At 68.0% G+C, this 19,082-nt stretch carries 33 protein-coding genes; 6 read left to right on the forward strand and 27 right to left on the reverse strand.

Going from position 1 to position 19,082, the window contains the following annotated elements; all coding sequences use genetic code 11:
• Positions 1–1,330: 1,330 nt before the first annotated feature.
• Complete coding sequence (locus K1T35_RS47390; RefSeq protein ID WP_220263342.1) at positions 1,331–1,612, reverse strand: hypothetical protein; 282 nt, start codon at positions 1,610–1,612, stop codon at positions 1,331–1,333.
• A gap of 233 nt (positions 1,613–1,845) precedes the next feature.
• Here K1T35_RS47390 and K1T35_RS47395 point away from each other — a divergent pair, with 233 nt between their 5' ends.
• Entirely contained in the window at positions 1,846–2,040 is a 195-nt protein-coding gene (locus K1T35_RS47395; protein WP_220263343.1) for a hypothetical protein, read from the forward strand.
• A gap of 749 nt (positions 2,041–2,789) precedes the next feature.
• On the opposite strand, the gene K1T35_RS47400 is transcribed toward K1T35_RS47395, so the two are convergent.
• From K1T35_RS47400 to K1T35_RS47435, 8 genes are all read right to left on the reverse strand, one after another.
• Positions 2,790–3,092, reverse strand: coding sequence for a hypothetical protein (locus K1T35_RS47400; protein ID WP_220263344.1), 303 nt, complete (start codon positions 3,090–3,092; stop codon positions 2,790–2,792).
• A 592-nt stretch (positions 3,093–3,684) separates the two neighbouring features.
• Complete coding sequence (locus K1T35_RS47405) at positions 3,685–3,924, reverse strand: hypothetical protein (RefSeq protein WP_220263345.1); 240 nt, start codon at positions 3,922–3,924, stop codon at positions 3,685–3,687.
• Between the two features lie 20 nt (positions 3,925–3,944).
• Positions 3,945–4,190 (reverse strand): hypothetical protein, encoded by a 246-nt coding sequence (locus tag K1T35_RS47410; protein WP_220263346.1) that lies wholly within the window; start codon positions 4,188–4,190, stop codon positions 3,945–3,947.
• Complete coding sequence (locus K1T35_RS47415; protein ID WP_220263347.1) at positions 4,187–4,462, reverse strand: hypothetical protein; 276 nt, start codon at positions 4,460–4,462, stop codon at positions 4,187–4,189. Before K1T35_RS47415 ends, K1T35_RS47410 begins: the two co-directional genes overlap by 4 nt.
• Before the next feature lie 64 nt (positions 4,463–4,526).
• A complete protein-coding gene (locus K1T35_RS47420) occupies positions 4,527–4,814 on the reverse strand; it encodes a hypothetical protein (protein ID WP_220263348.1) in 288 nt (95 codons plus the stop codon).
• A 103-nt stretch (positions 4,815–4,917) separates the two neighbouring features.
• On the reverse strand, positions 4,918–5,175 hold the full coding sequence (locus K1T35_RS47425) for a hypothetical protein (RefSeq protein ID WP_220263349.1): 258 nt from the start codon (positions 5,173–5,175) through the stop codon (positions 4,918–4,920).
• A gap of 425 nt (positions 5,176–5,600) precedes the next feature.
• On the reverse strand, positions 5,601–6,023 hold the full coding sequence (locus K1T35_RS47430) for a hypothetical protein (protein ID WP_220263350.1): 423 nt from the start codon (positions 6,021–6,023) through the stop codon (positions 5,601–5,603).
• A 30-nt stretch (positions 6,024–6,053) separates the two neighbouring features.
• Positions 6,054–6,434, reverse strand: coding sequence for a hypothetical protein (locus K1T35_RS47435; RefSeq protein WP_220263351.1), 381 nt, complete (start codon positions 6,432–6,434; stop codon positions 6,054–6,056).
• Positions 6,435–6,660: 226 nt separating this feature from the next.
• On the opposite strand from K1T35_RS47435, the gene K1T35_RS47440 reads away from it, so the two are divergent.
• Positions 6,661–7,146 (forward strand): hypothetical protein, encoded by a 486-nt coding sequence (locus K1T35_RS47440; RefSeq protein WP_220263352.1) that lies wholly within the window; start codon positions 6,661–6,663, stop codon positions 7,144–7,146.
• Positions 7,147–7,577: 431 nt separating this feature from the next.
• Here the strand turns inward: K1T35_RS47440 and K1T35_RS47445 are convergent, their stop codons facing one another.
• The 5 genes from K1T35_RS47445 to K1T35_RS47465 all read right to left on the reverse strand — a co-directional run bounded on the left by K1T35_RS47445 (position 7,578) and on the right by K1T35_RS47465 (position 10,028).
• Positions 7,578–7,874: a hypothetical protein gene (locus tag K1T35_RS47445; protein ID WP_220263353.1), complete on the reverse strand. Its 297-nt coding sequence runs from the start codon at positions 7,872–7,874 to the stop codon at positions 7,578–7,580.
• Entirely contained in the window at positions 7,871–8,329 is a 459-nt protein-coding gene (locus tag K1T35_RS47450) for a hypothetical protein (RefSeq protein ID WP_220263354.1), read from the reverse strand. Before K1T35_RS47450 ends, K1T35_RS47445 begins: the two co-directional genes overlap by 4 nt.
• A complete protein-coding gene (locus K1T35_RS47455) occupies positions 8,326–8,553 on the reverse strand; it encodes a hypothetical protein (protein ID WP_220263355.1) in 228 nt (75 codons plus the stop codon). Before K1T35_RS47455 ends, K1T35_RS47450 begins: the two co-directional genes overlap by 4 nt.
• A gap of 40 nt (positions 8,554–8,593) precedes the next feature.
• Complete coding sequence (locus K1T35_RS47460; RefSeq protein ID WP_220263356.1) at positions 8,594–8,839, reverse strand: hypothetical protein; 246 nt, start codon at positions 8,837–8,839, stop codon at positions 8,594–8,596.
• 700 nt (positions 8,840–9,539) lie between these two features.
• Positions 9,540–10,028 carry a hypothetical protein gene (locus K1T35_RS47465; protein ID WP_220263357.1) on the reverse strand — a complete coding sequence of 163 codons (489 nt, stop codon included), beginning with the start codon at positions 10,026–10,028 and terminating at the stop codon, positions 9,540–9,542.
• A 411-nt stretch (positions 10,029–10,439) separates the two neighbouring features.
• Here K1T35_RS47465 and K1T35_RS47470 point away from each other — a divergent pair, with 411 nt between their 5' ends.
• Positions 10,440–10,658 (forward strand): hypothetical protein, encoded by a 219-nt coding sequence (locus K1T35_RS47470; protein WP_220263358.1) that lies wholly within the window; start codon positions 10,440–10,442, stop codon positions 10,656–10,658.
• Between the two features lie 222 nt (positions 10,659–10,880).
• Here the strand turns inward: K1T35_RS47470 and K1T35_RS47475 are convergent, their stop codons facing one another.
• From K1T35_RS47475 to K1T35_RS47485, 3 genes are all read right to left on the reverse strand, one after another.
• Positions 10,881–11,099, reverse strand: coding sequence for a hypothetical protein (locus tag K1T35_RS47475; RefSeq protein ID WP_220263359.1), 219 nt, complete (start codon positions 11,097–11,099; stop codon positions 10,881–10,883).
• Positions 11,100–11,218: 119 nt separating this feature from the next.
• Positions 11,219–11,395 carry a hypothetical protein gene (locus K1T35_RS47480; RefSeq protein WP_220263360.1) on the reverse strand — a complete coding sequence of 59 codons (177 nt, stop codon included), beginning with the start codon at positions 11,393–11,395 and terminating at the stop codon, positions 11,219–11,221.
• Positions 11,396–11,463: 68 nt separating this feature from the next.
• A complete protein-coding gene (locus K1T35_RS47485) occupies positions 11,464–11,622 on the reverse strand; it encodes a hypothetical protein (RefSeq protein WP_220263361.1) in 159 nt (52 codons plus the stop codon).
• 301 nt (positions 11,623–11,923) lie between these two features.
• Between K1T35_RS47485 and K1T35_RS47490 the strand changes: the two genes are divergently transcribed.
• On the forward strand, positions 11,924–12,637 hold the full coding sequence (locus tag K1T35_RS47490) for a hypothetical protein (RefSeq protein ID WP_370645553.1): 714 nt from the start codon (positions 11,924–11,926) through the stop codon (positions 12,635–12,637).
• A gap of 314 nt (positions 12,638–12,951) precedes the next feature.
• Here the strand turns inward: K1T35_RS47490 and K1T35_RS47495 are convergent, their stop codons facing one another.
• From K1T35_RS47495 to K1T35_RS47515, 5 genes are all read right to left on the reverse strand, one after another.
• On the reverse strand, positions 12,952–13,227 hold the full coding sequence (locus K1T35_RS47495; RefSeq protein ID WP_220263363.1) for a hypothetical protein: 276 nt from the start codon (positions 13,225–13,227) through the stop codon (positions 12,952–12,954).
• A gap of 5 nt (positions 13,228–13,232) precedes the next feature.
• Entirely contained in the window at positions 13,233–13,535 is a 303-nt protein-coding gene (locus K1T35_RS47500) for a hypothetical protein (RefSeq protein ID WP_220263364.1), read from the reverse strand.
• Positions 13,536–13,611: 76 nt separating this feature from the next.
• Positions 13,612–13,881, reverse strand: a complete 270-nt coding sequence (locus K1T35_RS47505; RefSeq protein WP_220263365.1) for a hypothetical protein — start codon at positions 13,879–13,881, stop codon at positions 13,612–13,614.
• Entirely contained in the window at positions 13,878–14,153 is a 276-nt protein-coding gene (locus K1T35_RS47510) for a hypothetical protein (RefSeq protein ID WP_220263366.1), read from the reverse strand. The genes K1T35_RS47505 and K1T35_RS47510 overlap by 4 nt, the downstream gene beginning before the upstream one ends.
• Positions 14,154–14,256: 103 nt before the next feature.
• Entirely contained in the window at positions 14,257–14,448 is a 192-nt protein-coding gene (locus tag K1T35_RS47515; RefSeq protein ID WP_220263367.1) for a hypothetical protein, read from the reverse strand.
• Positions 14,449–14,591: 143 nt separating this feature from the next.
• Here K1T35_RS47515 and K1T35_RS47520 point away from each other — a divergent pair, with 143 nt between their 5' ends.
• On the forward strand, positions 14,592–14,831 hold the full coding sequence (locus K1T35_RS47520) for a hypothetical protein (protein WP_220263368.1): 240 nt from the start codon (positions 14,592–14,594) through the stop codon (positions 14,829–14,831).
• Positions 14,832–14,985: 154 nt separating this feature from the next.
• Positions 14,986–15,279, forward strand: a complete 294-nt coding sequence (locus tag K1T35_RS47525; protein ID WP_220263369.1) for a hypothetical protein — start codon at positions 14,986–14,988, stop codon at positions 15,277–15,279.
• A 223-nt stretch (positions 15,280–15,502) separates the two neighbouring features.
• On the opposite strand, the gene K1T35_RS47530 is transcribed toward K1T35_RS47525, so the two are convergent.
• The 5 genes from K1T35_RS47530 to K1T35_RS47545 all read right to left on the reverse strand — a co-directional run bounded on the left by K1T35_RS47530 (position 15,503) and on the right by K1T35_RS47545 (position 18,422).
• Positions 15,503–15,835, reverse strand: coding sequence for a hypothetical protein (locus tag K1T35_RS47530; RefSeq protein WP_220263370.1), 333 nt, complete (start codon positions 15,833–15,835; stop codon positions 15,503–15,505).
• A 334-nt stretch (positions 15,836–16,169) separates the two neighbouring features.
• The gene (locus K1T35_RS49565; protein ID WP_255622843.1) at positions 16,170–16,295 is read right to left on the reverse strand and encodes a hypothetical protein; all 126 of its coding nucleotides are present in this window, start codon (positions 16,293–16,295) and stop codon (positions 16,170–16,172) included.
• Between the two features lie 254 nt (positions 16,296–16,549).
• On the reverse strand, positions 16,550–16,990 hold the full coding sequence (locus K1T35_RS47535; protein WP_220263371.1) for a hypothetical protein: 441 nt from the start codon (positions 16,988–16,990) through the stop codon (positions 16,550–16,552).
• A gap of 72 nt (positions 16,991–17,062) precedes the next feature.
• Positions 17,063–17,449 carry a hypothetical protein gene (locus tag K1T35_RS47540; RefSeq protein WP_220263372.1) on the reverse strand — a complete coding sequence of 129 codons (387 nt, stop codon included), beginning with the start codon at positions 17,447–17,449 and terminating at the stop codon, positions 17,063–17,065.
• A gap of 226 nt (positions 17,450–17,675) precedes the next feature.
• Positions 17,676–18,422 carry a hypothetical protein gene (locus K1T35_RS47545; RefSeq protein WP_220263373.1) on the reverse strand — a complete coding sequence of 249 codons (747 nt, stop codon included), beginning with the start codon at positions 18,420–18,422 and terminating at the stop codon, positions 17,676–17,678.
• Between the last annotated feature and the right edge of the window lie 660 nt (positions 18,423–19,082).

The following is a 19,082-nucleotide window of genomic DNA, read 5'->3' on the forward strand; positions in this document are numbered from 1 at the left end:
CGAGGCCGGGGCCTCTGGGGCGCTGACGCGCCCCAGGAAGAAACCGAATTGCGTCGCGCTAAAGCGCGACATTCCCAGGTCAATTGGGACGTTTTAGCGTCTCTACGTTTTAGAACGAAGACAACAAGACAAAAACGCGCTTACGCGCGTTTAGCTGAACACCGTTTGAGGCATTTCAAGCGATTTTACCTGGTCAAATGCGACGTTTTCACGCTAAGACGCTTCCGCGTCTTAGCTTCTTCACAATACTACGCTACCGTTTCACCTCAAGTCTAGCCGTTTTCACGTCAAAACTCTAGCATATGGCTCCGGCAATCACCCGCTGTGACCGAAACCCCACCGGTCGCACGACCGAACCAGCCGGCGGGCCTCCACGCCACCGCCTCGCCGCGGGCCCCTCCTCCCCGACAGCCCTCTCCCCCACCCAACCGCCAGGCCGCCGGCCCGCGCCCAGCATCCTCACCCGCCAGCTCGGAGCGGCGGGGGCCCACACCCCGGCCCGGCGGGGCCACACCGAGCTCGAGGAACCCCACACGACACCCCACCGCCCGCATCAGACACCCGCCAGGTCAACCAATCATTGACAACAAGACAGCCGGCCACCCCGTGCCCCGCCGACCCCCCACTCCAGCCCACACAGGGGCCTCACCACACACCCCACGCACCCACAAACCGCCACGACCACCCAGGGGCCTGTGACCGAAACCCGGGCACACACACCCCCGTGTGACCGAAAACCAGCGCCAGCAAGACCACAACCGACCAGCCACCCGCCGGCAGCCCGCGACCGCGCCGCACCACGCACGCCCCACAGCCACCCACGCGCTCCGCGAGGCAGCCAGCGAGCTCGGACCCTTCGCCTCTGGACCCCGGACGCGGCCACCCCACCAGCGCTCACCCACAGAGCACCTCACGCCCTCCCCGACAGCCCCAGACACGGCGCCCACCACCCGCCCGGGAGTTGTGTTGTGCGGCGCCGGGGCAGCCGCACAACGGCCGGTGGGGCCTTCCGCGTCGGAGAGCTGGGTGTCGCCGCTTGCGGCCACACAGCAGCTCGAGCAGCAGCTACCCCCGCCCCCATGCCGCCCGACACCCGGCCAGTCAACCAATCATTGACAATGAGACAGCCGGCGCCCGCAGCGGCCGGCCCCCACCCAGCAAACCGGCACCACCACCAGCTGTGACCGAAAACCAGAACCGCCGAGACCGCAGCCCCGCGTGACCGAAACCTCGTGTGACCGAAACCAGCCACCGGTCACACGAGGGAGAGCGCGCGCCAACCGGCCCACGCCTCCCCCCGGTCACCTCTCCCCAGGTCGTCACCCCCAGGTCACCGGGGGAACTCCGACCGCGCACGCTCCTCGTCCTCCCCCAAACCACCCGTCTCATCATGCGCAGCCTCCCGCCGACGACGCTCACGCAACGCCACCACCCGACGACCGAAACCCGGATCCAACGGCGCCGCATCAAAGAACGCAGCCACCGGATCCGAATCCGCCTCCTCCACCGCAATCCGATACAGACGCGCCCGCAACTCCCCCAACGGATCACCCGCCGCGCCCACACCATCCGCCGGAACCTCAACCGCCGGAACCTCAACCGCGACCGACACCCCGAACCTCCCCCATCCACCCCGCTCCATCTGTCTCTAACCCTAACGTCTTGCCTGTCCGTGGTCAACACCCAAACCAGCAAAACTCCAGGCAGACACCGCGAATTAGCGTGAACACCCATTGACAGGACTACGCTAAACCGCTAACGTTACAGACAGAAGACAGGGGCGGGCGAAGAAACCCAACCGACACGAAAGCCACCCGCCCACAACGACACGGAAGGACCGACCAAATGAGCGGGAGCTACGACTACCGGATCGCCGAGCAGATCCACCACTCACGGCCACCACTCGACGCACTCATCATGGCAGCAATGATGGGCGCCGACACCGAGAACGCAGCCCGGCTGCGCACCGCCTTTCCCGACCTCGCGGCAGAAACGGAAGCCCGGTACAACGCGCCCGGCGGAATACTGCCCAACGACTGAACGAGATGCTCGAGACCGCACGGCCTCGAAGCACCTCGACAAGCACACCGGCCTGGGCCTACCAGGCTGGTTGCCGGACGCGACGCCAACCAGCCTGCCCGTCGTCACTGCGACGACGGGCAGGCTCTCGAGCTCGGCGCACCCCACGGCAGGAATGCTCACGGATGTCAGCCCCGCAGTTCCGCCTCATTCCTCAAAACGAACGCCCCCGGCCGGAGCCGGGGGCGTTCTTCTCGCCGGGGTTCAACGGAGGCCGTGCACCACGTGATACCAGCACTCCGGGCAATGCCCCACCGGGTGGCCGAGGGCCAGGTTCAGGCCGCAGACGGAGATTCTCTCCACATCCATGAACCGGGTCGACCGACCGCACAGCACCCTCCCGTTGTCCCCGTAACGGATCTGGTCGACCTCCAACAGATGAGTCACGTCGGTCCCGGGGTGCCACACCATCGCAGTGCCGGCCGCAGAGCTGGCGGACTCGCTCATCGGTACCTCATCTCTCTGAAGTTCAGAATGTCCCCAACCCTAGCGCCATAGCATGGCGGCGTCAAGACGTTAAAACGTCAACAGCGATCGCGCACACTCGCGGCAAATCGACCAGACGAAGGCAGCCCGCGTCGGCGTCACGAGCGGATGCCCACCACCAACTCGACCAGGCGCGGCCCAACACCCGGGGCCACTGCTGCACAGGCGAGCACAACCCAGGGGAAGGCAGGAAGTGGTCGACTTCCGAGGGGCCAGGCACCGCTTCACACGTACTTCTGAGCCTCTCGGCGAACCTCGTCTTCGGACATACCTGCCTCGCGAGCCAGACCAAGCGCCGCCGCCCGGTCCCCCTCGTCGTCGCCACCGCCGGCCAGGTACCCGGCGTAGAGGGCGATCGCCCCCTTGCGGGATCCGGACTTGCTATGCGAGATCCGTCCTTCCAGGACGGGCACTCCCCTGCGGTCCACGATGCGATACGGGATGCCGAGCGCCTTGTAGGCGCGCTCGTGCGCCCTCTCGTGTGCATCGAGTTCCTGGTTCGGCTTGCTACTGAAGAACCAACCCATGATCGATCTCCTCTTCGTGCGCCTCCATCCAGGCGCACGTGACGGCCTCACGAGCCCGCGCCCACCGCGAACAAGGCCACGCACCGCGATCCGGATCTCGGTCAAGGACCGGACCGCTCCACCGGATCTGGCGGCCGGCTCACAGCCGAGCGAGCGTGAGGACGTACGGGGACTCGAACACCCGTTGACCACCGGCCAGGTTGATCAGCGGGAGATGATCAACCTCCCGCATCCCGGACCAGTGGCCGCACCGCCAGGCCACGCCCTCAAACTCGCTCGGTCGTGCTCTACCTGTGCGAGGGACCGGCCCCTCGTCAGACGATCAGCCAGCACTGACGAGCGCGGTACCGAAGAGCGGCGAGCCAGCGCCACAGCGCGCGCACAAGACCAGCTGCTCCGGCTCACGACCGCCGCGTCCATGCACGCTTGACCTCGGCCCACGCCTCGCGGCGTGCCTCGCGTGTCTCGTGCTTCTCCCAGGCCGTCTTGCGCCGGCTAGGGTGCGGCCTCCTATCGGTGGTGCCCGCCCACGGCAACGTGCCCCGCCTCGCGGTTTCCTGAGGGGGTGTGGGCTGGAAGAGGTGGGGTCGCGCTACCGGCCACGAGTGGTGTCGTTCACCTCGACCTGGTGACCGACCTGCTGAGCCGTAGTGACGAAGTGGCGCTTCCACTCCTCCACCTGCTCCCGATCCACGAGCGGAACCGTGGCCTTGATCAGCTTGCCCGTGCGCATCCCCTCGATCTCGGTCCGCGCCTCGTAGCGGTAGCCGCGCCGCTCCACCGGCACGATCGTCGCGACGGCCTTCCTGCCGGGCATCCCCTTCTCCTTCATCTCGATCTCCTCTCGTGTTGTCAGCTGCCGTCATCAAGAGGCGCTATCGGACAACCACCGGGCGTGACCCGGAACTCGCCGTCAGAGCCCCGGACGATCCGGTCTCCGACGCCAGCGACCACCACGCCGCGCCGCATACGAATACTCATCAGGTGGTGGTAGTTCTGGAGGAAGGGGATCGATGCGTGCCCCCCGTTTTCATTGATCCAGCGCGCGATCCTGTGGGCCTCGCTCAGGTCGGTGGTCAACTCACGCGCCTCGTTCACGCCTTCTGCTCCCCCTGACGATCCGCGAGGAGTTCGCGCAGCCGGTCCCGTCCCGGCGCACTCGGCCGGTCGAACATCGCTGAACGTGCCGCCTGCTCGACCTCGCGAAGCCAGTCCAGCTCGGCGTCACGGCGCTCACCCTCGGCCAACTCGTTCTCTGCCCGCTGCTTGCGCGCACGCCGGTGCTCGGCGTTCTCCTCGCGCAGCCGCTCCAGCTCGGCGAGGACCCCCTCGGGAGCTGCCTCGCGCTCCATGCGCAGGTCACTGTTCATGATCCCTCCGGATGATCTGCTGGCGTTTGGCGCGGTGCTTCGGCTCGGTGACGTCTGTGTCTTCTCAGTTGCCCTCCGGGGTGTACGCCCAGCGAAGATCGCTGGAGTGCTTCCGGATACGGCGGGTGATCACTCCGGAGTAGCTCTTCGGGGTGCCGAACTTGTCGAACGTGCGCAGGTTGTCGCTCGCGATCCGCAGCGTGGCCTCGAAGATCACGTAGCTGCCGTCGAACACGGTCCGGCCGTGAAACTCGACGTCCTCAACGGATCCCCACACGCCGTCCCAGGTCTCGATGCGATCGCCCACCCTGATCGCATCGAAGAGATCCGGCGTGGCCTTGTTGGTAACCATCGTCGTCCTCCCGCGTCGAGCGCCTGTCTGCAACACTAACGCTATTGCGCGGCAGCGTCAAGACGTGAAAACGCTAAGCCGCCAGACGACTAGTGCCTGGCCGTCACAGCGGCCGGACGCGCTGGATCTGACGTTCATGCACGTCTGCGCGGATCTCGTGCTCGTCGGTCTCGCTCGCGGCAGCGATCGATTCAAGATCGAAGGCGGAGTCCGTCTCGTCCTCGATCCGGCTGAGCGCCCCCAGAAGGTCCATGCCCTCGGCGAGTAGCTCGCGGAGCCGGGCGCCGTACTCCTCGTCGATCTCGACCACAGCGCGGTAGGTCTCGGTCACCTCGATCGACCACGTGAGCTCGATCTTCATCTTCTTCTCCATTCCTTGAGAGGGCCGGGTGGCCCACCGGCAGAGCACGGCCCACATCCATGCTCGCGGGAACGGGTCACCCGAGACGGCCTCGCGACTGCGCCCCTCTCGTGTCGAGAGGGCTGGGACCTGGCCGTGCGCGCCGTCGCGGGCGCTGTCATCCGGGGCGAGGTGCGAAGACCAGCACGAGGACACCGAGCGCAGTCAAGACGACGCCGGCCAGCCCCACCCAGCCCGGCACATCCGCCGCCCTGGAGAGGACAACACACATGCACCCGAGCGACGTGGACACAGCCCACAGCCCGCGCACCGCCCTCACCGCCGGTTGAACGTGTCGGCCGGGTTGAAGAGGTCCTCCCCGACGTCGCAGCGGCAGAGGGCGTGCCAGCGGTCGACGCTGTGGCGCGTGCGGGTCGCGGTGGCGGTCATCGCTTCGTTCCTTCCGGCGAGGTGTCCAGGACGTAGGCCCGGCAGTGAACCGGCGCGGTCGGGTCGGAGTCGTCGACGCCCCACGTGCCGACGACGATGGGCTCGGTAGAACCGGCGGGGATGTGCACGAGGCGACGGCCGGCGTGCCGGTCTGCAGTGACGACGTCGCCAACATTGCGCAGGCGCTCGAACACCGCCCGCTCCCGCAGGAGCGGCAGGTTCTCTGCGGAGCCAGCGAGGCGCAGCTTGGACGCGGAGATCGGGAACCCGAGGTTGGTGAGTCGCCGTGCCGCGTCGGCCTTCGTGGCGGCCGCGACGTAGTAGGCGCCCTGTGAGTGGCTGCCCCAGTTCGCGAGCTTGCCGATCGGGTGCGGCGCGAACGAGTCGCGCAGCTCGCGCACGGTGTAGATCTTCGGCATTGCCGGTCCTTCCGTTGGGGGAGTCGGGCGTCAGGCCCAGGCGACGTCCCAGCCGTGCTGGGCGCAGCGCTCCGCGAGGGTGCGTAGCTCCTCGAGCTTCTCGTCGAGGTAGCCCGGCCGGCGGCCGCCCTGGATCCAGGTGGCCCGGCGCGGATGCCAGTCGACCTGGTCGTCGCTGCCGGGGTCCTTCTCTGGGTGCGCGGCCAAGTAGCGGTCGACGCGGCAGATCATGTCGAACGCGGAGACCCAGTTGGGGTCGTCGTTGTACGGGTCCGCCGAGTCGATGTCCAGCGCCCCAAACACGAGCCGGATCCGCCCGACGGACACGTCGACCTGCCGGTCGAAGCCGGCCTCAGGGAGGACGGCGTCACCGGTGGCGGCGCGGTCGAGCGCGTAGAACTGGATCCCCATCCCGCGCCTCCCCTGCTCCGAGACCCCCGCCTGATGGACCTGCCACCAGGCCCGAGCGCGTCTCTAACCATAGCGGGTTACTGTCGCACTGTCTACTAGTCCTGCCGTATGAGCAGCTAGACAGCCACGAGAACACGTCTTAGCGTCTTGACGCTGCCCTCTCATCACGCTACGGTTACTGACATCGCTACCGACCAGTTCGCCAGGTGAAACAGGAGATCCAGCCATGGCAGGTTTCGCCCTCAGGACCCTCGTTGGCCACGTCAACGTGGCCGAGGAATTCGCCGACCGGCAGTACTACGAGGTCGCGGCCTGGTCGCGCGAGCACAAGATCCAGCCCGGCACGTACCCGGTTTACGTCAGCGGCGATGTCAACTACCAAACCGGGCGCCTAAACCCGTACTGGGTGCACGTCACCTACGACACGATCATCGCCGATGAGGACTTCACGCCCCTGTTCGCGGGCGTGCCCATCGGCCCGACCCGCAAGGACGGCGTCGGCGAGCGCGACACGCACAGCGTGCAGCTCTACGCCTACCAGTTCCCGGCCGAGCTCGCCGACAACGGGCCTCGGCCCGTGAAGTGGCTCGGCGGGACGTTCACGCCGCTGCCGCGGATCACGTTCACCCCGGCCGTGTCCGTGAACGGCGAGCGGCGCTACGGCACCCACGTGCAGATCCCCGAAGACCTCGAGGGCGTGACCGAGTCATGACCCGAGTCGGAGGCGCTCGGGACGACTCGCGTGCGCCGGCTGCGCACCGAAGCCGAGCGCGCCGGCGCTGAGGGACGTGAGCATCCCCTTCCCCGGCGAGTACGAGCCGGAGTGCTGGCTGCTCGACGCCGCCGAGCAGTACGACCGGGAGAGCCGCTGCGGTGGTCAGCCGAGGAGTATCGCTCCCGTCGGATCCCGAACCATGGGCGCGTGGGCCGTGGAAGACGGCTCACGCGCTAACCCCTGCCCCGCGGCAGCGGGGGTCCTGGGGAGCGCGTTCGCGCGCTGGCGGAGCCGGAGCGACGGGCGGGCCACCTGCGAGACAACGGCCGACACGGTGCGGGCGAACTCCTTCCGCTTGATCGTGGCGGTCGCGCGGGCGACCAGGTCTGTGACGGTGCTGGTGTCGCTCATCGGATGCCTTCCTGGAGTCAGCAGAAGTCGTGGCGGACGAACAGGACGCCGCGTTCGACCCACTCACCACTCCGCGGCCGACGGATGTGGGTGGCGTTGCGGTTGCGCCTGACCGGCTCGACGATCTTCAGCATCTCGTCCGCGGTAACCTCGTAGCCAGACTCGGCGAAGATCTTGTGTCCGTCGAGCTGGGCGAACCAGGCGTCGAAGCTGTTGATGCCCTCGGGGGCCTTCGCGGTGAAGTAGCCGCCACCCCACTTGCCGAGGTGTCCGGTCTCGTTGTCCGGGGCGTCGAGGTAGTAGTTGGTGCTCATCGGGTGCCTTCCTGGGGCGCGGGGGTCGCGGGCTGCCGGGTGTCTTCGAGGATCCGGCCGGACGGGGACACGACCAGCAGCGGCACACCTGAGGTGCGGGCATAGTTGATCGTGTACCAGGTGCCCGAGCCTGGCCACTCCTCTTCGCCGCCGGGGCAGCCGATCAGGAGGTCAGCAACGTCGACGATGTCCCGGTTGCGGGCGGCCGAGTCCCGGGGCGCGAGAAGCAGGTTGCAGGTGGAGTGAGCGCGGCCGTCCGGGTCGTCGGCAGGGTGGCCGACGATCCAGTAGCCGAGCCGCCAGGCGATCGTGGCGGCCTGCTCGTCGACGCCGACGCAGTCTCCGTGGTGCAGCTCGGGGCGGGCGGAGATGGCTAGGTCGGCGAGCACCTGGCGCAGGGTCTCGCGCTGCGCGGCCGTGAGCCCGCGGGTGGTGCCGGTGATGCCGACGATCATGACTTCGCCTTCCGGGCGTGGCCTGTGTCGAGGTCGAACATCTCGACCGTGCTGCCACGGCTGCTCTTAGCCAGGTTTCTGTACGACCGGGTGGCGTCGTCGGTGCAGAGCCGGAACTCTCGGAACGGATCGGCGTGCGGGCTCGCGTTGAGCAGTCGAACGCCGATCTCGGCGTCGCGCCCGCAGCCCTTGGTTTCGCAGGGTCCGTGCTTGCCGTTCGCCATCTGGGGTGCCTTCCTAGGGGAGTGGGGTGAGCTCGGGCGGTCAGGCCCGGACGACGTAGAGCCGGGCGTAGCTGGTGTCCGCCATCGTCGGGCCGAGGTTGTAGTCCTGCGTCGGGTACGCGAGCCGGTAGCCCATCGCGGCGAGCGCGTCGAGCGGCCGGGCGTCGGCGGCGGGCCGGGACGTGGCCACGGCTTTCCCACTGTCGTTGGCGGGGGTGATCGCGATCATGGGCGCGAGGCCCGGCGCGTAACTGAAGATGGCGGTTAGGTCGGCGGTGGGGCTCATGCGAGGTGTTCTCCTCGGTGGGGATTGGATCAGAACGAGCATCGCAGCGCGGGGCGCCGCTCAACGTTCTTCGGTGCGTTGTGGCCGGTGCCGCCCAGGCGATCAGTTCGACGGCGGCGAACTACTCCCAGCCTTCGGGGCTACAGGTGGGGCGGTGCTCGTAGCTGCAGTAGCACTCAATGATCACCACTCCTCGTCGGCCAGTTCAGCAGTCGCGGCACCCAGGAACGGGTCACCGGTACGAGCGATGCGCCGCGCAGTGTTGGTACGCCCCGTGCAGATCGGGCAGGTGCACGCAAACACGACCGGACCGTCTTCACCCGGGATCACCTCGACCTCTGCACACCCTCTCATCATGTCTCTAATCATAGCGCTTTTTCATCGCACGGCCTAGGGGTTCCGGGACATCGCAGGCCAGTGGATCGAAATCACGCTATTGCCCAAGCCGTGCCGCACGCTCTCCGCTCTCGCCGGTGGCTGCCGGCCGATGTCATCCGGCCGCACCATGACCGCCCGGGCCTGTCAGTCGATCACGCCCCGGGCTTCCGCCCGACCGGGCCGACGTCAAACGCCGCGGGGAGGAAGGCTGCTCGCGTCGACCCTCCCCCGAACGGAGCGCGGCGGCGTCGAGTGAACGCCAGCGATCGCGGGCCAGCGCTGCACGCACCGCGTCGCTGTGTTCGCCGAACGAGGAGTCGACCTAATCTTCCGGGTCGCTCACCTTGATCACACGCTGCTCGGCTGCGCCCTCCATGGCGTTGCTCCAGGCCCAGCCCAACTCCTTGTCCAGCTCCGCTGTGCCCTTACGTGCGGCATCGCGTATCCCGCGGTCATGGAAGAGCGGTTGCCCCTCGCCGTCGCAGTAGGCCTCGTGCTTGCCCAGCTGCGGCGTGTATCGCGCGAGTGATCCGGGTGCCATCTGGCAGTCGGAAGTGCTGCCCGGGTCGGTCCACACCATGAACCAGGCGCCGGGCGCCGCTTCGATGATCTCGTCGGCCAGCGAGTACGCGGCGTCCAGGTGTGCGCATTCGCGGTGGGTATACGGACCATCTCCGGTCACGACCTCGCCGGGCTCGGCAAGATCCCCATCCCACTCATAGGACAGCTCCCAGTTCACCAGCACCTTGGACAGGGCCCAGGCTTGGCCATCGGGGCAGCGCAGGATGAAGAGCTGCAGGTCAGAACTCATGGTTCCCTCCGGTCGATCTGCGTCATCTCGCCGGGAGATCCCTCCGGCGGACGCCTGCTTGCAGACATCCCATTGCGTCGTGGCCACCTACCCCTCGTGCCCTGGAGCAGGTTCCGCACGGACGGTGCTGGCCGGAGCATCCAGCGGAGAGGGCCAGAGCTCTGCGAACTCGCAGCCGTCAGCTCGCGCTCCCCCGCTCGGGGTCCATGTCCATCGCCGCGACGATCGGCGATCAGGACCCAGCGGCGCTCCCCCGCCTGTCTCCCAGATGGGCGCCGCACCGGCGAGCTGTCACCAGTGGTCGCGGATGACTCTCGACCCACGACGTCGCCGTGCTTGCCCCGGGCATTAAGAGGCCCCCCGGGCGTCCCCGGGGGCCCTCACCTGCCGTCCCTCAGGACACCAGCGCCCATGACCGCGCTGGATGCTCCCGGCAGGAGGAGCTGCCCGCCGTCCCTCAGGACACCCGACCCCATCGCCAACGAGGCTTCGATCGGGATACTCCCGGCGGGCCAGGAGCTTCTCATCGTCGTCCTGCGTTACCTCTACCGGCCGACCCGGCTTGAGGTAGTGCCTCCCGATGAGAGGAGGTTTGAAGTTGATGTCCACAACTCTAGCGTTATAGCGTGAACACGTCAAGCCCTGCCGCAGGTCGCATCCGGGCTCGATCCAGCGGAGCGCCCGGGTACTCGGCTTCGCCGAGTGCGCGTCCGTCGGTCGTGGACGACGCCCAGCGGGGGCCGGCTGGACCGGGGCATCGGCGGCGAGTGATCCGCGTCGGACGGGGCCGGCTCGCCGGCCCGCCCGGATTCCCGTGGGCATGCGGAGTTGAGCGGATCGAGCGTCGCCCCATCAACGCTCTGCGCGTTCGACCAGCGCGGCCGGGAACAGTCGCATCCCCTCGGGTGGCCTGCCCCAGTGGAGCATGTGCACTGCGCCCGCCCCGAGGCCGGCGATCAGCGCTCGCGCGGACAGCGGACCACGGGCGACGTACTGGGCCCGGCCGCCGTCTGCGTACAGGACCCACACTGTCAGCGGGTCCTCGTCGTATGTCGCGCGGTAGCGACGCATCGACCACGACCGCGGCTTCTCCGGCACGGTGATCTGGCCAAACGGGTCGAAGTCGACGCCCTCGCGGGACGGCCGCGGGGGCGGGCATCCCGCCGTGGCCTGTTGCCATGTCAGCTCAGTCAGTCGCAGTGCGTGGACTTGCCAACGGTGACGCAGTTGCGGGCCTCGTACTGCGCGGCGAGGTCGGTGAACAGCAGCGCTGCGAGAAGCGCCAGCACGCTCGCCACGAAAATGCCGGCGGCGATGCTCAGCTCTCGGCGATCGCTCTTCGTTGTTCGACGTTCCTTCTTCCGCATCCGATCCGTCCTCCCAGGTCTGTGGGTTGAAGTGGACGAGCGCCGCGGTGGCCCCCAGCGCCCTCGCGTCAGGCCGTCGCGAGGCGCCGCGCAGCGGCGTGGGCGTGCTCGTGCGGAGTCGGCGCATGAAGCGGGGTGAGCATGGGGTCACCGAAGGGGGAACCGTCCTCGAACCACTCTTCGAGCCAGTAGCCGTCGACCTGCGACGGCGTGAGCCTGACCGTCACCGCCTCGACAGTTGCACTAACCGGTCCCATTCACGTCCCCTTCCACAGCTCAGCCAGGGCGACTGCCGTATTGCTCTGCCTGTGAATCTTCAGGTAGAGTCTAGCGTTTTCACGCTAATTAGGCAACGGTGTTCACTCATCGCGCTGGCTTCGGCCGCCCCCTCCGCTGCCGAGCACCAAGGCTTCCTCCTCCCTGCGGTCTATCTGTCAGTGAAATACTGACGGGGTGGCCACCCGTCCGAAGGTGCATCGGTCCGAGCTGTCGCGAGCCATCGCGAGGATCGCGGCGCGGCGGGCGAAGGTGGAGGACCGCAACGCGGAGATGTTGCCGGATTCTCCAGACTCCGATCCCCGCGAAGTCCTCGACTACCTGCGGAAACACAGTGGGCCGGACATCCCGCGGTGGGTCTTACAGGCCGACGTCAGCGACGCGCTGACACTGCTCAACTGGCTGTGGTGGGAAGACCGGCGGCGGGAGCTGCACTTCCTCAAGGCCGGCCGCAGCCGCGGCTTGTTCCTCACCCAGCTCGGCGCCCAGGTCGGCGTCGGCAAGCAGGGCTTGTTGGACCGGATCGACCGCCTGGAGGCCCTGCTGCGCTACGACCGACCGGACGAGCAGATCACGCGCTCGTCGCGACGCTTGGCCCGCGAGGCGCGGCAGCGGCGGCCGGCCGAGGACGCCTGGCTCGATGCCCACCGGGACGAGCTGGTCGCCGTCAGCGCAGGCCTTTCCGCTCAGGCCGACCGATACAAGCTCGAGCGCGAGGACCGGGTGTGGGTCGACCAGCTTGCGCTGGACGCCGACGATGACGAGCTCACCGCCGCCGCGAGGATGGCGATCCTCGGCCTGGCGGTCGCGGAGCTGCGCACGGCGCCCGCCGTGCTCGCGTTGGACAGCAAGCGCCCGCACGCCGTGCACATGGCCCTGAGCCGCGCCGACAGACTTCGTAGCCGGTTCGCTGCGCTGGATGCGAGTGCCGCCGCCTCGGATCGCGAGCGCCTGACACAGTCCTGAGCCGGGGCTATGCCACTTCACCAGCTGGGTCGCCGGGCAGCGAACTTGATCAGATCCCCTAACGCTTCAGCTCGCGCGGGTTGCTGATCACGTAGAGCCCACGGAAGCCGAGCAGCGCGGTGCACGCGACGTTTCTCCGCTTACGCCACGAGGCAGGTGAGCATCGGGGCGTCACGTCGGAGATGCCGCCCTCGTCCGCTGTCGCACGCCCGCGAACCAGCGTCTCGACGTACACCCGGACGTCACCACCGGTGCCGTATGTCAGGTCCCCAGCTCTCGGGATCGACGTCGTTCGACAGCGTTGATGCTGACCTTCATGACTTCTTACGCTCCGTAGCTCGAACGTGCGCGGCGACCGCGCGGGCGACCTCAGCTGCGGACGCCACCGGGACGATCATCAGCTGGCCGGAGTCAAGCTCCTGCATGAGCCGGTCAGCCACGTTCGCGACCGACACGCCCGCGTCGTCGCGGTGCCAGAAGGTCTCGTTAGACGGTGCGAGCCCGGTCCGGTTCTCCTCCTCGTTCGCGTCGGTGAGGGCCTGCTCGGCCTCGCGGAAGAGGATCAGAGCGTCCCGCAGCTCCTCGATCACGTCACTCACGGCAGCGGCCTCGGAAAGATCGTCAGCCAGGCCTCCGTGGTCGCCTCGCGCCAGTGCTGCATCCAGTCGAACAGCTCCTGATCGGAGCAGTCGGGCTGCGGCGGGGCTGGCTCGACGTCGTCCAGCTCCAGCTCGGACACCTGGTCGCGGAACCAGCGGTAGATCGGTTCGGGCGTGCTGGCCAGCGTGACGCGGGGCTCCTCGCCCGAGTCGCTGGACCACTCGATCACTCCGACAAGCACCACGCGCTCGGCGGGCGGGGCGTCCGACTCCTGCTCGTACGCGAAGAACTCGTTCATGGTCTCTCCGGTTGATCTGCTTTCTCAGCGTCGGGGATCAATCCCGGCGGACGTCGGGACATGGCGGCGTTTCGGCTCATCCGTTCAGGTCGATGCAGGGCGCCTGGTCCTCGCGGAACTTCTCGGGGATCTTGTTCACCAGCCGGGTGACCCGGTCGGCGAACCTGATCAGCTGCTCCCGCGTGCCTTCGACCGCGACGCAGATCCCGGACTCGCCGCCGATCATCAGCACCAGCGGGCCGGTGGCGTCGCCGTCCAGGTCGTAGTCGTCGTTCACCGTGGCCGCGTCGGCCACGCCGAGCTCGCACTCGCGGGTGGTCTCCCACCCGGTGTCCAGGGCGCTCATGACGTCGTCACCTCGTCCGCCAGGCGCACCCGCTGGACGCACCGCTCCAGCACGTCGGCGCTGGTCTGGTTCTCGGTGGTCTCGTTCTCGGCCGCCAGGTCTTCAAGATCGAAGACTCCGTCGGTCTCGTCCGCGATCAGGTCGAGCGCGGCCTTCAGCTCCACGCCCTGGGCCAGCAGGTCGGTGAGCCGGGCCGCGTGCTCGTCCTCCAGCTCGACGTCCGCGCGGTAGCTCTCGGTCGCCGCGATGCCCCACTCCAGCGTGATCTTCATCGGTCCCTCCAAATTGATCTGACCCACGGCGCGCAGGTGCCTGCTGATCCGCTCCAGGTCCGCGGCCGCGCGAGCGGGTGCGGTACACGCGTGCGCCCGCCCCTCAGGCCACGTACGCGGTGCAGTAGCTGCACAGATCACCGACGCTGGCGGTGTGCGGGCACCGCTCCCGGCGGGCGGTGATCGCGTCCCAGGAACCGGCCTCGGCCAGCACCTCGATGAGCAGCAGCGACTCCGCCGCTGCCTGCTCCTCGGCCTCGAACTCCGCGTTTCGCTGCTCCCGCGTCACCAGCATGTCTGTAAGCTTAGCGGCTTGCTGTGGCTATGTCTAGCATTTCTCGTGTTTGCCCTAGTCAGAGCCGTGTTATAACGTCATCTCCTTGACGGTGGCATGGCAAGTCGCTATTGTTAGAGACGGAACGATCGGAGGGGGCAGCCATGTTCGGCCAGGAGCGCGCAGCCCTCGGCGACCTGCGCATCGTGACCCGCGTCTGGGGTTCCGGCGAGGCGGCCGAGTACCAGGCCGATCTGCTTGCACCGAAGCCCGGCGTGGCCGGGAATTGGGCGCCGATCGTGCGACTCAACCACGAGGACCCCGGGACTATCCGTGCGTTCGCTCAGGCGCTGCTCGCCGTCGCCGACGAAACCGAGCACCAGTACGACACCGAGGACCGCTGACGCCGAGAGGGCACATGAACACTGCGCGAGCTGCCAACCGTCAGCCGTGTCGTGTGCGGGCGCCGCGGCCCCCGCAGGTCCGCGCGCTAGCGACAGACGCATCTGGCCGGGCCCGCTGGATTCAAACCTTCAGTTCGCCGGATGGGAGCGTCGGATGACGAAGCCGTATCGCTGGCAGGACGACCGCCCGCTGGACGGCTGCGAGTTCGCTGCGCGCCTGCGGCCAGGTACCACGGTGTTGAACAGCATGTACCGGTCAGACGCTGATCCACAGGTCATCAATGTTGCGCATGTCGAGATCAACGGCGACGAGATGGTCACCATCCATGACGTGTCTGGATACGCCGTCACGACCTGCGCGGACCTGTGCTTGCAGGTCGTCACGAGCGAACTGGCCGACCTGATCGACTTCGTGATGATTGCCGAGCGAGACCGCGACCGTGAGTGAGGACTGAGGAGCCGCCCGGCCTCGAGGATCGAGCCACGCCGCACCGCGCCGGCCCCGATCGCTCTCTCTTCTGTTCGTTGCCGGCCTGGCGGCTGTGGCGCCCAGGACTCGCCCGACGGGACGGCGACGCACCCGAGAGTAGGCGCGACGCCTCGTAACCTCGGGCCCTACGACCGGCCTGGGCTTGACTCCCGGGCACATCGGAGAGCCAAGCCCGGGCGGATCACCCGTCGACGTCCAGCTGGACCGGATCCGTCATCATCGCCGCGATGTTCCTGCAGGCGATCGCGTGGCCCTCACGTGCCTCGGCCTCCGTCGTGTATCGCTGGATGTCGAACTCCTCGCCCGACGCCGTAAACGTCATCGTCTCGAAGCTCGCCGTCCCGGCGCCGTCGACGTGGTCATCGACCGCCCAGATCGTGGAGACGCGTGCGAAGCGCTCTGCGTTGGCCGCGTCCACGATCTTCGTGCCGGCAACCTTCACGATCTGCACCATCTCGCGCCTCCCGTCACCACCCCGAACACTGTCTCTAACCATAGCGGCCTGTCGTCGCACGCGCAACCAGCCCTGCGTTGCACTTAGCGTGAAGACGCGTCGCCAACCTGGCTGGGTTGCCCAGACGCTGGTTGCCCAGAGTCCACAAGTCGCCGGGCGGGCCCGCGCCCTTGGAGCGCAGGAGGACACAGGCAGGGGCATCACTGCGATGCAGCGAATCCGTCCGGGCCGCTCGAGCGGGCAGCAGCCGCGGCGGCCCGGGGTTCGACCGGCAGGGCGCAGGAGCTCCGCCGCGCACGCAACGCTGGATCGGGCCGACCGTATGTCTGGACACCGCTCGCCCTGAGCGAGACCCCGGCAGCACGCGGAGCCGCACTGCGAGCAAGCGGCGGGTTCAGCCCACGGCCTGACTAGTCGGCTCAGGTGGCGGCGGCGCGTGGGTCTCGTCCTTGTCCTGCGTGCCGTACAGCAGCGCCAGCGCCAGCAGGATGCCCCCGATGACGGTTCGTTTCGTGATCACATTCGACTCCTCTTCAGTGTTTTAGCGTGAATTACCGGTATTGCCGTAACAACTTCGAGCGTTGCGGGCAGCTCCTGGACTGCTCGGAGCCCACCGACAAGGGCCACGGCGTTGCGGCTGCTCGACCGGCTGCCGAGCAGCAGAGCGGGCCTGGTGGGTGAAGCTGGCAAGCGCCCCACTACCGGTCGGCTCGCCCCCGGGGAGCTCGTTCGTTGTCCTCGACGCCCGCGTCGGCTCACAGGGCCGACACACGATCAGTTCGGCTCGATGCCGCGCCGGATCGCGTCGAGATAGAGGCTGCGCGCCTCGCGCTTGATCGTTCCCCACCCGCGGGAGACCTCCCGCTTCGTGTTCGCCTCGACCTCGGCGTAGGTCACAAGCCCGCGGGAGACGATCTGATCAACCCTCGCCCGGTCGCCTTCACAGCCCTTCGGGGCAAAGAACCACTGCAAGCGTTCGTGCGCGTCCGGGCCAGCTAGCGTGCCAACCGCCCAGTAGAGGTCCCTCTCGCGTGGTGTCCACCGCTTGTCGAGCCGCCGGGACAGGTCAAAGTTCACCCAGCCGCGGCCGGGGCCCTCGACCCAGACCAGGGTGATCGTGAAGCCCAGCTTGCGCCGAACGACCGCATGGGCGGCCTCGTGGATGCAGGTCTTCCACAGCTCGGACGAGGTGTTGACCGGGTCATCGAAGAGCATCGCGACCGCCGTGGGTCGTTCGGATGCTCCGCCCAGGCCTGCCGATGGCCAGGGCGGCGAGCAGGTCGGCGATCACGCGTCGTCCAGGAGCGCGCGGATGTCGGCGAGCACCGCCTGGACCTGCACATCAGGGCTGCCCTGGTGGGAGCTCAGGTACTCGTACACCCGGTCGATGGCGCCCTGCGCCCCGTCGAACTGGTCGGACAGCTCGCCGAAGTCCTCGATCGTGATCTCGTCGTGCTCGTCGCAGCGGGTCCAGATCTCCTCCCCGTCCAGCGCGACCGCGGACACCTCCCATTCGCCGTCCGGCTCGATCCGGAGATGGCCGGCGTTGGTCAGCGGGGGCGCCTGCTCGAGCGCTACCTGCTGCGCCTGGGTGAGCCCTGTGGCGTCAACGGCGAGGGTCGCACTCACGGCGTGCGTGAGGAGCACGGCGTATGTCCGTGTTGGGAGTTCCATGAGGCCTCCGGAGATCGCACCTGGTGCCCAGCACGCTAGCGCGTAGACGTTTTCACGTCAAAACGTGCGATGTGACGTCGGATAATCCTTGACACAGGCAGGGAGGGTCCACCGGAGAGTGGTTGCCGCTGCCCCATGTTGGCCGGGCGGCAGCTCGACTCGGGCGGCGCTCTGCCGTTCGCGCCGCGGCGCCCCTTGCGTCCCCGCCGGCGCCGAGTCCGCAGCCCTACTCTGCGCTGGCACCCGGGCGCGCGGAGACGATCTCTGGGATGCCGAGGCGGGCGAGGCCGGCGGCCAACTCGTCTGGGTCGATCGTGCCGATGCTGCTCTTGCGTCCGTCGCGGGTGCGTCGGCTCCTCCCCCAGTTGACCGCGGCGCCGCCCAGGCGGCGATCACGCCCGGCGTTGTGGGGTACCTGGCCGGTGATCGTCCAGTGGACGTCGTCGATCACGTGCCGGATCAGCAGGATGGTGGCGTGCGGCCGGGCGTCGACGGTGATCCGCTCGACGCCCAGGCTGCGCGCCCACAGCAGCAACAGCCCCGGCTCGGCTGAGCTGACGACGAATCGGGCCTCGAGCAGCCGTCCCGGGATATCCCGCCATCCGACGTCGATCCGGTGAGCTGGCAGGCCGAGCTTGGTGAGCCGTGCGAGAACGTTGGCCGTCGCGTTCCGGATCTGCTCGGCCTGCAGCGTCGCGGTGGCCGAGACCGGCTGTGGCGTGGCGCGCGGCGGGGCCAGTCGGTCGGCGCGGCAGCTGTCGTGCTCGAAGTCGTCCGGGTCGGGAGCCCACGCTTCGGCGCGGGCCGCCGTTTCCCGTCGAAGCTCGTCCCAGGTACGGGTCTCCCCCAGCGGCGAGAACGCCGCGGTGAACGTCCGCTGCCGGACAGAAATGCCATGACAGGTCGGGCAGGTGCCCGACCTCTTCGCGAGCACCGACGGACCAGCATCGGCGCGGATCCACCTCGTCGTCATCGGGTCTCCCCCGGCTTGTCTCGGACGTCGTAGCTGACGCTGGCGCCACAGCGGGGATTGGCGCACACCACTTCGATCTCTTCCTGTCGAGCGTTCAGGTCTGAACGGCTTTCGGTGGTCTGCGGGTGGGTGCATCCGTCGTTCATGACGATCAGGTATCGGCCCACGAGCTCACCAATCCCCGAAGGTGCATACCGGCCCACATCCGCCGGAGAGGTGGCTGGCGCTGGCGAAGTGCTCCCGGATCTCCGCTGACCGCTGGGCGTCCTCCTGAGCCGCTCGCTGGCGGCGCGAGGGAGCCCAGGTCACCGGCTCGGCGCCGGCGAGTAGCGCGTCGCAGCGCGGACAGCCGGGGGTCTTGCGTCCCCACTTTGGCCCGCCGCAGGTGTGCTTCGTCGTCGCCATCTCGATCACTCTCCGTCGTCTCGCCCACCTACCGTCTCTCACCTTAGCGAGATAGCGTGGCACCGGCAAGACGTTAAGACGTGAAGACGCATCGCCGACCAGCACGGCAAGCCGCAACCCGGTCCAACAGCCACTCCTGTGGCCGGTCAGTGGCCGCGCGAGCGGACGTCATTACGGCGTAATGGGCAGGCACGGGTCATCCAAAGCTAACGCGCCAATGCCTGGTTTCGATCATGGACGTTAGTAAGGTTGCCC

Origin of the sequence: Pseudonocardia sp. DSM 110487 (genome assembly GCF_019468565.1) — a bacterium.
Classification (GTDB): Bacteria; Actinomycetota; Actinomycetes; order Mycobacteriales; family Pseudonocardiaceae; genus Pseudonocardia.